Annotated in this window: 17 protein-coding genes; 14 read left to right on the top strand and 3 right to left on the bottom strand. The window is 38.2% G+C overall.

What is annotated here, in order from left to right:
* Positions 1-83: 83 nt before the first annotated feature.
* From LDM93_RS04670 to mrdA, 12 genes are all read left to right on the top strand, one after another.
* Positions 84-854: a TatD family hydrolase gene (locus tag LDM93_RS04670; RefSeq protein WP_223890940.1), complete on the top strand. Its 771-nt coding sequence runs from the start codon at positions 84-86 to the stop codon at positions 852-854.
* A gap of 83 nt (positions 855-937) precedes the next feature.
* Positions 938-1,963: a lytic transglycosylase domain-containing protein gene (locus tag LDM93_RS04665; RefSeq protein ID WP_223890939.1), complete on the top strand. Its 1,026-nt coding sequence runs from the start codon at positions 938-940 to the stop codon at positions 1,961-1,963.
* A 38-nt stretch (positions 1,964-2,001) separates the two neighbouring features.
* Positions 2,002-3,876, top strand: coding sequence for an ATP-binding protein (locus tag LDM93_RS04660; RefSeq protein WP_223890938.1), 1,875 nt, complete (start codon positions 2,002-2,004; stop codon positions 3,874-3,876).
* Positions 3,877-3,947: 71 nt separating this feature from the next.
* The gene (locus LDM93_RS04655; RefSeq protein ID WP_223890936.1) at positions 3,948-4,730 is read left to right on the top strand and encodes a septal ring lytic transglycosylase RlpA family protein; all 783 of its coding nucleotides are present in this window, start codon (positions 3,948-3,950) and stop codon (positions 4,728-4,730) included.
* A gap of 17 nt (positions 4,731-4,747) precedes the next feature.
* Entirely contained in the window at positions 4,748-5,320 is a 573-nt protein-coding gene (hisB, locus tag LDM93_RS04650) for an imidazoleglycerol-phosphate dehydratase HisB (protein ID WP_223890935.1), read from the top strand.
* Entirely contained in the window at positions 5,317-5,814 is a 498-nt protein-coding gene (locus LDM93_RS04645; protein ID WP_223890933.1) for an HAD family hydrolase, read from the top strand. The genes hisB and LDM93_RS04645 overlap by 4 nt, the downstream gene beginning before the upstream one ends.
* Positions 5,805-6,317 (top strand): LPS export ABC transporter periplasmic protein LptC, encoded by a 513-nt coding sequence (gene lptC, locus LDM93_RS04640; RefSeq protein ID WP_223890932.1) that lies wholly within the window; start codon positions 5,805-5,807, stop codon positions 6,315-6,317. The genes LDM93_RS04645 and lptC overlap by 10 nt, the downstream gene beginning before the upstream one ends.
* A gap of 44 nt (positions 6,318-6,361) precedes the next feature.
* Entirely contained in the window at positions 6,362-6,826 is a 465-nt protein-coding gene (gene lptA, locus LDM93_RS04635; RefSeq protein WP_223890930.1) for a lipopolysaccharide transport periplasmic protein LptA, read from the top strand.
* Positions 6,823-7,479, top strand: a complete 657-nt coding sequence (gene yihA / locus LDM93_RS04630; protein WP_223890929.1) for a ribosome biogenesis GTP-binding protein YihA/YsxC — start codon at positions 6,823-6,825, stop codon at positions 7,477-7,479. The genes lptA and yihA overlap by 4 nt, the downstream gene beginning before the upstream one ends.
* On the top strand, positions 7,476-7,940 hold the full coding sequence (locus LDM93_RS04625) for an N-acetyltransferase (RefSeq protein WP_223890928.1): 465 nt from the start codon (positions 7,476-7,478) through the stop codon (positions 7,938-7,940). The genes yihA and LDM93_RS04625 overlap by 4 nt, the downstream gene beginning before the upstream one ends.
* 12 nt (positions 7,941-7,952) lie before the next feature.
* Entirely contained in the window at positions 7,953-8,408 is a 456-nt protein-coding gene (locus LDM93_RS04620; RefSeq protein WP_223890927.1) for a hypothetical protein, read from the top strand.
* Positions 8,405-10,231 (top strand): penicillin-binding protein 2, encoded by a 1,827-nt coding sequence (gene mrdA / locus LDM93_RS04615; protein WP_223890926.1) that lies wholly within the window; start codon positions 8,405-8,407, stop codon positions 10,229-10,231. The genes LDM93_RS04620 and mrdA overlap by 4 nt, the downstream gene beginning before the upstream one ends.
* A gap of 4 nt (positions 10,232-10,235) precedes the next feature.
* Here the strand turns inward: mrdA and LDM93_RS04610 are convergent, their stop codons facing one another.
* Complete coding sequence (locus LDM93_RS04610; protein WP_223890925.1) at positions 10,236-11,168, bottom strand: calcium/sodium antiporter; 933 nt, start codon at positions 11,166-11,168, stop codon at positions 10,236-10,238.
* Between the two features lies 1 nt (position 11,169).
* Entirely contained in the window at positions 11,170-11,610 is a 441-nt protein-coding gene (ybeY, locus tag LDM93_RS04605) for an rRNA maturation RNase YbeY (RefSeq protein WP_223890924.1), read from the bottom strand.
* Between the two features lie 155 nt (positions 11,611-11,765).
* Here ybeY and queC point away from each other — a divergent pair, with 155 nt between their 5' ends.
* Positions 11,766-12,428, top strand: coding sequence for a 7-cyano-7-deazaguanine synthase QueC (gene queC / locus LDM93_RS04600; RefSeq protein ID WP_223890923.1), 663 nt, complete (start codon positions 11,766-11,768; stop codon positions 12,426-12,428).
* A gap of 7 nt (positions 12,429-12,435) precedes the next feature.
* Here the strand turns inward: queC and LDM93_RS04595 are convergent, their stop codons facing one another.
* Positions 12,436-12,831 carry a hypothetical protein gene (locus LDM93_RS04595; protein ID WP_223890921.1) on the bottom strand — a complete coding sequence of 132 codons (396 nt, stop codon included), beginning with the start codon at positions 12,829-12,831 and terminating at the stop codon, positions 12,436-12,438.
* Between the two features lie 96 nt (positions 12,832-12,927).
* On the opposite strand from LDM93_RS04595, the gene LDM93_RS04590 reads away from it, so the two are divergent.
* Positions 12,928-13,968, top strand: coding sequence for a coproporphyrinogen III oxidase (locus tag LDM93_RS04590; protein WP_223890920.1), 1,041 nt, complete (start codon positions 12,928-12,930; stop codon positions 13,966-13,968).
* Positions 13,969-13,975 lie beyond the last annotated feature (7 nt).

Raw genomic sequence — 13,975 nt, 5'->3', positions numbered from 1 at the left:
CTTATTTAATATTACAGCTGTGTTGAAACATAGATGAAAAAATAGAATTTTGTTATAATGTAACAAAAATACAGGGTATAGGTATGTTAGTAGATACACATTGTCATTTGGATGATGAACGGTATAATGACGATATAGAGCAGGTTTTGGAAAATGCCAGACAAAAAGGTGTAGAAAAGTTCATTATACCAGGGGCGGATCCTAAAACATTGCAGAGGGCAGTTGAGCTGGCTGAACAACATGAAAATATTTATTTTGCTGTGGGGGTGCACCCTTATGATGCCCGTGCATATGACAGAACGTATTTGGAACCTTATGTGACGCATCCAAAATGTGTTGCAATTGGTGAATGCGGGTTGGACTATTTCAGATTGCCAGAGTCAGAAGATGAAATTGAAATAGAGAAAAAATTGCAAAAAGAGGTTTTTATAGATCAGATACTTTGGGCAAAAGAGCTGAAAAAGCCACTGATCGTCCATGTAAGAGAATCCAGTGCGGATTGTCTGGCTTTGCTTGATGAATATGCAGGTGAAGAGGGAGGTGTATTACACTGTTATAATGCCGATGAGTCTTTGCTCAAACTTGCTAAAAAGAATTTCTATTATGGTATAGGTGGCGTATTGACATTTAAAAATGCCAGAAAACTGATCAATGTCTATCCTAAAATTCCTCAAGATAAATTGGTGATAGAAACAGATGCACCGTATCTCACGCCTCATCCTCATCGTGGTGAAAGAAATGAGCCTAGTTATACGACCCTTGTAGCAGATAAAATGTCTGAACTCTCTTCGATCAGCAGAAATGAGATCGAAACGTTAAGTACACAAAATGCCCAAAGACTTTTTAGGTTCTGATCTATATGCATAGAACGATAAGATATTTTAAAAGTATTTTATTTTTCTATACTCTATGTGTAAGTTCCGTTTATGCAATCTCATTGGAACATAAGTACCCCAGCTATACATATGTATTTCATGAATTTGATGTAGATGAATCTTATCTGTATAATGAAGAGTTTATCTCTTTTGTCTCAAAAAATGAAAAGAAGTTAAAATCATTTTACAAGCGTTCCTTACTTAGAGGTAAAGAGTTATTGCCAACAATGCAGGGACTTCTTGTAGAGGATGGTGTGAGTGATCTGTTTATCTATCTTTCTATGGTAGAATCCGGGTTTTCCACAGATGCAGTTTCTCCTAAAAAAGCTGTAGGTCTATGGCAGTTCATGCCTGCAACGGCAAAAGAGTATAATTTGACTGTATGCCAGAGCTATGATGAACGGTGTGATCCTGTCAATGCTACATCTGCAGCGATAGATTATCTCAATACACTTCATAAACAGTTTGGCAAATGGTATTTATCAGCAATGGCCTACAATTGTGGAGAAGGCTGTGTAAGCAGGGCCATTAAACGTGCTAGAACAGATGAATTAAGTGTTTTGATTGATGGAAATTTGAAATATCTGCCTCATGAAACACGTCAGTATATGAAGAAAATCCTTCTTCTTGCTATGATAGGTGAAAATTCCACTTTAGGCTTTAGCAATAACACAGATGATATGCTGGAAAATACTCTCATACAGGTAAATGTACTTCCCGGAACACCACTAAAAGAGATTGCAAGCTTATTAAAAATGAAGGAAGAAACACTTTTAAGTCTGAACAAAAGTTTAAAAGAGGGTAGGGTACCTCAAGAGAAATCCACTTACAAGATCACGATTCCTATAGAAAAGGTGTATGCTTTTTACTTACGATACCAGTTACCTGACAAAAAGAAAGTCTTTAAGTCACATATGATCTCTCACAATGTCGCACTTGGAGAAACTGTCGAAAGTATTGCTGCATTATATGAAGTAGATGCAGAGGAGATCATCACTACTAATCATTTAAAAAATGATTTTCTTGTCTTAGATAGTTTGCTAGTGATTCCGGTAAAGAAGAAAATATTTGATAATATGTTAAAATAATAATATATTATATTTGCATTATATATAAAAGGGAAGAAATGTTGAAAAAAAATCTGCCAGATATGTCTATCCGTATAGTACCTCTTGTTTTATTGTTGATGCTTAGTAGTTATTGGAGTTATAGAGAATGGGAAAAGTTCGATGCTACTGATCCAGGGCTTTTTATCTCTTTGTTGGTGATCGTAGTGTTGAGTCTGTTGTCCATAGGATATGTATGGTTTGCTCATCGTAAAGAAAAAAGAGAAAACAGAGCACTTGTTTCTGTACTAGATAGTATCAATCATTTAGCAGATGATGACAAGGGGATAAATATACAACAAAGAGAAGAAATTTATAGTTATATTACTCATATTTTTTCTCTTTTACAGGAAAGGGGAAAAGAAATTGAAGAGGAAGCCGAGGCAAAAAGTCAATTCTTATCTACCATGTCTCACGAAATTCGTACCCCGCTCAATGGTATTATAGGGTTTACAAAACTGCTTAAACAGATGGAGACCACAGAAGACCAGAATGAGTTCATCTCTTTGATCGAAAATTCATCTAACAATCTTATAGCTATAGTGAATGATGTTTTGGACCTTTCTAAAATGAATGCAGAAAAAATGGAGATCGAACATATACCTTTTCATTTATTCGAGACCATCGATCTGACCGTGGCATCTTTTGCACAAATGTCAGATCAAAAAGATATTGAGTTCGGTGTGTTGGTCGATCCGACTTCATCACCTTATGTCATGGGAGACCCTACAAAACTATCTCAAATATTGACAAATCTTATAGGGAATGCCATTAAATTCACGGATGCTTATGGTAGGATCAATCTTTTTGTTGAAGGTGTAAGCAGTGACAAAGATCATGTAGAGTTAAAGTTTTCTGTGAGTGATAGCGGTATCGGTCTGAGTGAAGAACAACAAAAGACGATTTTTGAAGCTTATGGACAGGCTACAGCAAGCACAAGTCGTAAATATGGCGGCACGGGACTTGGGCTTACCATATCACGTAAAATGGTTCAGCTTATGGGTGGAGAACTTGAAGTTGAAAGTAAAGAAAATGAAGGAACGACTTTCTTCTTTACCTTACCATTGGAAAAAAACAAAGACCATGAACCTAGTGTCTATACAGATTTTTCTGATCTTTCTGTAGGTCTTGCCCTTCCTGTAAAGAGTATCAACCGTCAGTTAGATACCAATCTCCAAACCTATATACAACACTTGGGTGCAGCATTTTCATTCTACTATTATGAAGAGATTTTTGAATCTGACAAACCTGCAGCTTTACCTGATATTATGATATTTGATCATCACTATGCGAGGTTGCCAGGTGAATTGGAACAGTGTGCTGCTTTGGAGTGCAAATCTGTACTTTTGACAAATGGGAGTTTAAGAGCACGTATAAATCCCAAACAACATCATTTTACTGATGTGGTTCTGACGCCTATCAGCCTGGCAAAAACGATCAGAATTTTAACGAATGCAAGTGAGCAAAAGAAAGAAAAAATACTGACCTCAGATACTGTAGAAAATACCGAACAGTTTCAAGGACTTCATGCACTGGTCGCAGATGACAATAAGATCAACTGTAAACTCATAAAGATCATTTTGGAAAACCTTGGTTTAGAGGTGACTGTGGTGAATGATGGGAATGAAGCTGTTGATATGGCTGTAAAAAATGCCTATGACATTATATTTATGGATATCGAAATGCCTGTTATGGATGGTGTCGAAGCCTGTATGCATATTTTAGGCCATGAAGCAGAACATCATTTGAAACATGTCCCTATCATTGCACTAACTGCAAATACTTCCTCAGGAGACAAAGCAAAATATATGGCTAAAGGTATGGATGATTATGCCGTGAAACCGCTAGATATAGAAGCTTTAAAAATGATTATCACAGAGCATTGTAACTATTAGTATATCAAGCAAAAACAAAGTCAAATAAAGTGATAATATCTCCCTAAATATAAATGCATCACCGAGGTACTATGAAGAGACTTACATCCCCAATATTATTGATCATTATTTTAGGGGCTAGTACTCTTTTTACAGGGTGTGGACCGGAACCTAAAGGGGCTAAATCCACAAAATATACAAGTGCGGCGAGACATAAAGCTACCATGCGTTCCTATAAGGTCTTGGGCAAACGTTACAATCCAACATATGTAGAAGTGGGACAGGTCATGCATGGGATCTCAAGTTGGTATGGACCTAATTTCCATGGTAAACAGACAAGTAACGGTGAAGTCTATAATATGCATGCAAGAACCGCAGCACACAAAACATGGCCTATGGATACGATGGTAAAAGTCAATAACCTTGTCAATGGTAAAAGCACGATCGTACGAATTAATGACAGAGGACCTTTTGTGAGAGGCCGGGTCATCGACTGTAGTTATACTGCGGGTAAAGAGCTGGGACTGGATAAAATGGGGATCGCTAAAGTGTCTCTAGAGGTGGTCGGATTTGCAGGAAAAGTTGAGTCACCTGCAGCGATAGCTAGACAGAAAAGAGAGCATACGCAACAACGTATGGTGCTCTCTAATTTCGGTGTGCAAGTGGGTGCATTTAGACGCTATCAGGGTGCCAAAGCATATCAAAGAAAATACAGCGCTATCTATAGACGCTATAATACCATCATAAGACGTTTTGATGATATAAATGGGGGACCGCTAAACCGCGTATGGCTCATGGGATTCAGGTCTGAAGAAGAAGCGAGGGACTTTAAAGCGCATAATGACTTAGAAGGCGCATTTATCGTAAGAAATTAATCAATATAGGAAGAAAGATGATAGAAGTAACAAGAGAAACCAAAGAGACACAAATTTCAGTCAAACTCAACCTTTACGGTTCAGGGAAAGCAAACATCAACACTGGTGTGGGCTTTTATGACCATATGCTCGAAGCATTTACAAAACATGCACATATAGATATGGACGTGCATTGTACGGGAGATACACATATAGATGACCACCATACGGTTGAGGATGTGGGTATCGTTATAGGTCAGGCACTTAAAAAAGCGATCTACCCTGTACAGAGTATAGAGCGTTTCGGTAATGCAACGGTGGTGATGGATGAGGCAAGTATCACCTGCGACATAGATCTGTCTAACCGTGGGTATCTTGTATTTGAACTTCCTATCGGTGGTAAAGTAGGGAACTTCGATGTGGAGCTTGTGGAAGAGTTCTTTAAAGCGTTTGCTTTTAATCTTCCTTTAACACTTCACCTTATCTATAACCGTGGTAAAAACAAACATCACATTATTGAGGGTGCATTTAAAGCACTTGCTGTGGCGCTTCGTAGAGCGGTCACTGTGAATGAAAATGCTGGTATTCCAAGTACAAAGGGTGTACTGTGAGTATTGAATTGGTTGTACTAGATGTAGACGGTACGATGACGAACAGTCATATCACTTACAGTGAACAAGGTGATGAGATCAAGTCTTTTAACGTGAAAGATGGTTTGGCTATCGCTTCATGGAGAAAACTTGGTAAGCAGGTAGCTATCATTACGGGAAGATCTTCATCGATTGTAGCACGACGTGCAAAAGAGTTACATATAGAACACTTTTATCAGGGGATAGATAATAAAAAAGAGGTTTTGGAATCACTCTTGGAAAAGCTTGACCTCACGATGGAGAATGTGGCAGCCATAGGGGATGATCTTAATGATCTGACAATGTTAAAAGCAGCCAAAATTTCATTTGTTCCAAGAGATGCAAGTGCTTATGTAGATAAGATCGCTACTGTAGTGCTTTCTAAAAGAGGTGGAGATGGTGCTGTACGTGAAATGATAGAACATCTCATCGTTAAAGAAGGTCTTGAAAAGAAGTATCTGGAGCTATGGGAATAAAATTAGAATATGTATTGACCATTGCGATCGTCGGGATCATAGCAGGATCTCTCATGCTAAAATTACGTAATACGCCGGCACCAACTAAAGCATTGACCAAAGAAGTTGAATTTACCAATACCACTGTGATAGAAGTAGATACAGACAACATTAAAAGTCGGGTATATGCTACGCATGGTGTGATGGACAAAAATGTTTTAACATTAGATGACGTCGTTTATTTAAGTGACAAAGTAGAGTCTCTTTCTTCCAATAAAGCTAAATTTAACGGTGACTTACTTTACTTGGATGGTAATGTTATTCTACGGGAGAAAGATGGCTATACGTATAAAACAGAACATGCTGTTTACAATAAAAAAACTGAAATTTTGCATATTACATCACCTTTTACCGGTGTGAAGGGGCAAAATATCATTGAGGGAGAAAGTATGGAGTATGATATACGTAAAAAAAAGGCTACAGGTACGACTGTAGGTACAGTATTTTATACACCAGACAAGTAATATCATGGTACAATGTTTAACTAAATAGATTGCAAAGGGTTAGTTTGAATTTTTTGAAAATAATACTTGTACTTATGTTAACACAGGCGCTTTTTGCAGAAAAGGTCAAAATAACCTCTACCTCTATGGAGGCAGAAGAGTTAAAAAAAGAAGTACATTTTATAGGTGATGCGAAAATAATCAAAGGTGGTGACTGGCTGCATGCGGATAGAGTCATCGTCTACTTTGGTGACAATAATGAAACAAGTAAATATGAAGCTATAGGATCAGTCTCTTTTGAGTTTAAAAAGGATGAAAAACATTTCAAAGGCAGTGCCGATAAAGTGATATATGATATGGTTAAATCACTTTATGTTTTAAAAGGAAAAGCAGTGATAGATGATGTGGTCAAGAAAAGACATGTAGATGGTGATGAGATCATGCTTGACATGTCTACGGGAAGTGTAGATGTTCAGGGGAGTAATAAAAAACCTGTGAAATTTATTTTTGATATGGAGGATAAAGAGTGAGTATACCTCGTGTAGTAGAAGCAGAATTTATTAAATCAGCACAAAGTATTGCTGATTCTTTACCTGAAAATATGAGTGAAGTGGTTTTTTTGGGACGTTCAAATGTAGGTAAAAGTTCCACACTTAATTCATTAACACAAAGAAAGAACTTGGCCAAAAGTTCAGCTACACCAGGGAAAACACAACTGATCAACTTTTTTGAAACGAGATATCTGTACAACGAACAGAGTTACCCTGTACGTTTTGTAGATCTACCGGGGTTCGGGTATGCAAAAGTCTCCAAGTCACTAAAAGAAGTTTGGCAGAAGAACCTTGTCGAATTTATTCAACATCGTGTCTCTATACGTCTTTTTATCCATCTTCGTGATGCCCGCCATCCTCATGCCAAGATAGATGATGATGTTGAACACTATATCTCTGAATTTATTCGTCCTGATCAGAAATACCTGACAGTATTTACGAAGATCGATAAACTCAATCAAAAAGAGAGAGCAAAGCTCAAAAGAGAATTTCCCGGTTCTATCACACTCTCAAACTTGAAAAAGAATGGCCATGACAGAGTACATCAAATCATACTGCAAACAATTTTCGGTGTAGAGGATGAAGCCAAAAGTAAGAGTGATACCGTACAAGAGAATGAGGAAAAAGAGTGATCGAACTTGTAAAAGCAAAATTGAGTGATATCCCTGCAATGCAGGCATTGGTTGTCTCTGAAGTAAAAGACGGAATCATTCTGAATCGTACAGAAGATGAAGTGGCAACCAATATACGCTCCTATGTTTTGGCAAAAGATGGTGACAAACTTGTTGGATATACAGCCTTGCATATACACTCTAGAAGATTAGCAGAGATAAGAAGTCTTATCGTAGCTGAAGCCTATCGTAGACAAAATATAGGTCAGAGAATGGTACAGTTTACACTGGATGAAGCTAAAAATCTAGGGGTAGAAGAGGATGTACTCGTTTTAACCTATCTTCCCCAGTTCTTCCTAAACTTAAACTTTAAAGAGATCGATAAAGAGGTGATACCTGAACATAAGATCTGGGCGGATTGTATTAAGTGTATTCATTTCCCAATTTGTAATGAAGTAGCCTTGGTCTACAAATTAGCTTAATCTGAGTTTTTTATGGATCATGTAACAAAAGCCCAGCATGGCCTCTTTTTTTGGTTATTCGCCAGTATATTTATCTTTGTTTATCCTATGCTTATCTCTATTTATGTTTTTTTACCTCTCTTGATAGGTGCTATGGGGTATATGTTGGTCCAGGGATTAGAGAGAGAAAAAGCATCCTTTATTTTACTTGCTATCGTCTATATGGTAAATTTGGAAGTCAATCTTTCGTTGCCGATCTTTCTTACAGTGATCTCTTCTTTATTGTTTTATATACTTGTCTATCCGTCTTTAAAACATTTCCGAAGATGTACCATATGTAGAGCACTTTTAAGTGTACTTTTTTTAGATCTTATGTATCTGGGGTGCCTGTTTTCTTATGATTTTATCTTTCAGACCCAGAGTATTATTTTAGATGAAATATTACTCTATACACTTATAGTAGATATGTTGGTGGTGGTGATCTTATGAGATATAAGTTTATCGTATTGGTTTTCCTTATCTTTTGGGGTGTAATGATCACACGACTCTATCATGTCAGTATTAAATCCAATTTTTACTATGAGGGATTAGCAAAAGAGAATATAGAAAGAAAACAGTTTATCAAACCTGTAAGAGGGGAGATAACAGATGTCCGTGGAAACCTCTTAGCCATGAACCAGATCGGATTTTCACTCTCTATTGCACCACACTTAAAAGTAAAGAACCATCAGCTGGAAAATGTCATCGATACACTGCTTGAAACGTTTCCAGATCTCAATAAAACAGTGATGCTCAAAGTCTATAAAAAACACAATTCACCTTATAATCATAACTATATAAAGGTCGTTGATTTTATACATTACTCAGATATGATGGGTGCCTATCCAAAGTTAAGTTTAATAGATAATATTAAAATAGAAGCTGAAACAAAGCGTTACTATCCTTATGGAAAGTATGCAGCGCATATCGTCGGCTATACAGGAAGATCCAATAAAAAAGAAAATGAAAAAGACCCGGTGGCCAATGAAGTGGGAAAAATAGGTAAGAGTGGTTTAGAACGCTTTTATAATAAAGTACTCGAGGGTGAACTAGGTTATGAGATCAGTAAAGTCACTGCAACGAACAAAGCCATAGAAGTACTTGAAAAAAAACTTCCAAAGGACAATAAAAATATACGTCTCAATATAGATATAGAGCTCCAAAAGATGATCTATGAACGTTTTGGAGATGCGACGGGTGTAGCCATTGTCATGCGAACCAATGGTGAAGTGTTATCTGCAGTCAGTTATCCTTCGTATGACCCTAATCTTTTTGTGGGAGGTATCAGTTTTAAAGATTGGAATGCCTTACAGGATGATCTCGCTCATCCTTTTACCAACAAATTTATACACGGAACCTATCCCCCGGGCTCAACGATTAAAATGGGTATGGCCTTGGCATTTTCTAAAGCGCTGCCTAATTCACTTGGTGCAGAAGAATATTGTAATGGACATATCACACTGGGTACGAGTAAACATAAGTTTAGATGTTGGTCACGATGGGGGCATGGTAAAGTAGATCTGAGAAAAGCGATACGAGAGAGTTGTGATGTCTATTTTTACAACAAAAGTTTAAAAGTGGGTATTAATGCGATGGCAAAACATCTGCGTACGTTTGGTCTGGGTGTAAGAACAGGTGTGGATCTGCCTCGTGAATATTCAGGTGTTATACCAGATAAAGCATGGAAGATGAAACGTTATAAACAGCCATGGTATATGGGTGAGACAGTCATCTCAGCCATAGGACAGGGATACGACCTGGTCACACCTTTACAGGTAGCACGTTATACAGGTATGATCGCTACTTCATCACTTGCTAAGCCATTTATTGCAAGGGAAGTAGATGGTAAGAGAATTGAGCCTGAATTAAAGTCTTTGAATTTTAACACTTACTATTTGAACGAGATTCGAAAAGGGATGTATGATGTATGTAATGTAAGAGGCGGAACGGCATATAGAACCATGAGTAAACTGCCTATTGTTGTTGCCGGTAAAACAGGTACCTCACAAGTCACTTCCATCCCTCAATCTACGCAGAAACGTCTGAAAGAGGAAGAGTTAGCCTATTATCATCGTTCACATGCCTGGATCACGACCTATGCTCCGTATGAAGATCCTAAATACATTGTCACAGTACTGGTTGAACATGGAGGTCATGGTGGTAGTACGGCAGGTCCTATCGTGGCAGATATCTACAAATGGCTTTACCGGGAAGGATACTTTTCTACAGGAGAAGCAGCTACAGAAGAGGTGGGTAATAACAGCTCAAGATAATACGTTACATGCTTTGTAAAGTATTATCTAAAAAGAGTCCTAAAAGAATGATGAGGCTGATACCTGCTGATTTGGTGTAAAGTTTGTTTGCTGTAATAAATACAAGAATAAGCGTTGCAACGATCATGGTAGCGATATCAAAGATATATGCAGGTGCATCTATGCTCATAGGTTTTGTGAAGGCTGCCGCACCAAGGACCACAGTCGTGTTTGCCATATTGGAACCGATGATGTTTCCTATGGCCATATCCACTTTTCCTTTGGCCGCTGCAGAGATACTTACAACCAATTCCGGCAATGATGTACCTAATGAAACCATGATAATACCTATAATCCACTCTGAGATCCCAAAGCTTTTAGCGATGTCTGAAGCACTTTCTACGGTAAAATGTGCACCAACGATGACAAGAACAAATCCTCCTAAGAGTATAGGTATGCTTTTCGGCCAGGAGAACGTACCTATATCAAGGTCCTCAAAATCCTCTTCAGGCATATTTTTGGCATCTTGAAGAAGAAAGAGAAGGTAGGCACCCATTAAAAGTAAGAGCAGCGCAGCATCGAATCTTGTGATCATACCATCAAGTATCATCAATATAAAGACCAATACCGGTACCAGTGCCCAGGTACTGTCCTTGGCAAAAAAGTCTCTGCTTGGATTGATCTTTGTGGCTATAAGAAAAACAGAGGCCAATACAAGGGTGATATTCAGTATATTGCTTCCTATCACGTTGGCTATGGCTATATCAGGTTTATTGCTGAGACTTGCAGCGATACTTGCTGCCATTTCAGGTAAGGAAGTACCAAGTGCTATGAGCGTTGCACCGATGATGAATTCCGGTATATTGAACTTTAACGCGATGCGTTCACTCTGATCAATAAGCAGGTCCGCACCCCATATCAATACCCCCATGGCGATAACAAAAATAACAAAACTCAAATTAATACTCCTCTGTTCTTACGATTAAACTTTTTGGTAAGTCAAACTGTTCTATGAGCTCTTTTTCTCTTGCTCTCATTTCACCATCATCATTCTCATGGTCAAAGCCCAGCAGATGAAGCATACCATGGATGAACAAAAGTGAGAGTTCATCCTGTATGCTGTGTCCAAATACTGCTGCTTTATCTTTTACAAATGACTCTGCAATAATGATAGAACCTAAGGGCATACCAAATATAGATTGTTCTGTAAAAGGTGCCTCCATAGGGAACGAGAGTACATCTGTTGTGTTGTTCTTCCCTCTATGCTCTGCATTGAGTTCCTGTATGGTTTCATCATCGGTGATGATCAGCTCTACTTCTTTGTCAGAAAGAGATGCTGCTATCTTCTCCAATGCTTCCAAATCAACTGCCAGTGATGTTTGATTATCTAAGTCTATCATGCTCGAAGTTTACCCAAATCTTGGTAAAATGGCAGTAAAATTTAGAATACTTATAAAGATTCCTGAGTGAAAGCAATTCTTTAGTGAAAGGCACCGGAGGCATTCCCTTCGGTCAATTTTCACGGGGCTTTGCTCTGTGAAAAGGAGACAATTTTATGAAAAAAGCGGTATGTATTATTTCCGGAGGCATGGACAGTGCTTTGAGCGCTAAAATGGCGGAAAATGAGGGGTATGAAATTATCGCTTTGCATTTTAACTATGGACAACGTACACAGGAGAAAGAACTTGAATGCTTCCGGAAGGTTGCATCGGCAGTGAATGCATCTGAAAAGTATGAGATCGATCTGCCTTTTTTTGAACAGATAGGTGCTTCTGCATTGACAGATCAAAAGATCGATGTACCGACCGGAGGGTTGGAAGAGGGTGTCCCTGTGACCTATGTGCCGTTCAGAAACGGTATTTTTCTTTCTATAGCGGCTGCTGTGGCTGAGAAACATGGTGCACAGGCACTCTTTATCGGTGTGGTAGAAGAAGACAGTTCAGGCTACCCTGATTGTCGTGAGAGTTATATAGAACAAATGCAAAAAGCGATCAATCTTGGTACAAAAGATGAAACAAACTTAGAGATAAAAATGCCATTGGTGGCTTTGAAAAAAAGTCAGATAGTTCAAAAGTCTTTAGAGCTTAATGTGCCATTGAAAGATACATGGAGTTGCTATAAATCCGAAGAGAAGGCTTGTGGTGTTTGTGACAGCTGTAGATTGAGATTAAAAGGTTTTGAAGAAGCGGGAAGTGTAGACCCGATTCTTTATGCGTAGCAGAGGTTTAATTAAAGGTAAATCCTCTGACAATAAAATTCAGTTCATATCCATGATTCGGATATCTTTTTAGGCCCTCTGCAATAAATTGCTGTCGAGTGATCTGTCTGTCCCATAGTCTGTACGTCAACTTTTTAAACCACTCTTTTTTTTCAGATGTATTAAGAGCAAGTCTCTGATAATTAGGATCATCTTGTATACCTGAGGCTATTTTTCTCATAGTCTTTTCATACGCCTCTTTTTTTTCAGGAGTAGGCTCTTCATAATAGTCCTGTACCTGTGCTGCTTGCATTTGCTGAGTCGGTTGGACTGGTTTCTTTGGTTCTATGAGATGATCTATAGAACTTGTACATCCAGAGAATCCTAATGCAACTAATACCGTTACTATAAAATGTCGTTTCATTGTACCTCTTTCTTATAAATTATTATGTGGGTATTGTAACGAAATGAAATAAAAATTACTATGATATAATGCTATAAAAAATAAAGGCCAATATCTATGAACATCCCTGCAAAGTCACCTCAAGCAAAAGAAGCCTATACTCTTGTAGACGGATTGCAGGCTTATTTTGTCTCAAAACTAAACTCTATTGCTTTACAGTTTGGAGAAGGCAAGTCATGTGAAGCTGTGACATGGGGACGTGACGGAGGTAAACATGGTGGAGGTGTACGTTATGAAGCCAGAGACTCTGTTGTATTTGACAGAGGTTCGGTCAATGTTTCCCAAGTACACTATGATGATGACAAGAGTAAAAAGTTAGGTTCAGCCACTGCGATCTCTACTATCATACACCCGCGTAATCCCCATGCACCTTCTATGCATATGCACATCTCTTGGACACAGATGCGAGACGGAGAAGGATATTGGCGTGTCATGGCTGATCTAAACCCTTCGATCATAGGTGAATCTGATGCAGATAAAAAGCGTTTTTCTGAAATGCTCAAAAAAGTCACAGGTGAACTTTACGAAGAGGGTGCTGCACAGGGTGACAGATATTTTTATATCCCGGTACTGGGACGACATCGTGGTGTAAGCCATTATTATCTTGAAGGTTACAATAGCGGAAATTTTGAAGAAGATAAAGCATTTGTATTAGAAGTAGGCGAAAGAGTGATAGACAAATATATTGAAATTGTTTCGAAAAAATTAATTGACTATCCTACTTTTACAGAGGAAGAAAAAGAAGAACAACTGGCGTATCATACACTCTATCTTTTCCAGGTACTTACACTGGATAGAGGTACCACATCAGGGCTTCTTGTACATGATCAGAATGATGTAGGTATCATGGGTTCTATCCCTTCTCATGTGAGCAGAGATATCTTGGAAAGCTGGGTAGAAAAAATGCCTCCACCTCAAGACATTTTAGTTCAGGCACTGCTTAAAGCTTTACCGAATGAAATGCCGACACCTGTAGATGAAAAAACTAAAAAAGCTTTAGCCCAAGCAGTACGCAAACACTATAAAAAATATCCAGAAGCACTCAGTATGCAAGCTTCAGGAGAGATCATTCCTCCAACCGTAGATAACCACAGTTAAGAAAAAA

This window comes from Sulfurovum sp. TSL6 (assembly GCF_019972115.1).
Lineage (GTDB): Bacteria > Campylobacterota > Campylobacteria > Campylobacterales > Sulfurovaceae > Sulfurovum.
Note: the sequence above shows the minus strand (reverse complement) of the source record. Positions and strands in the feature narration are given on the sequence as shown.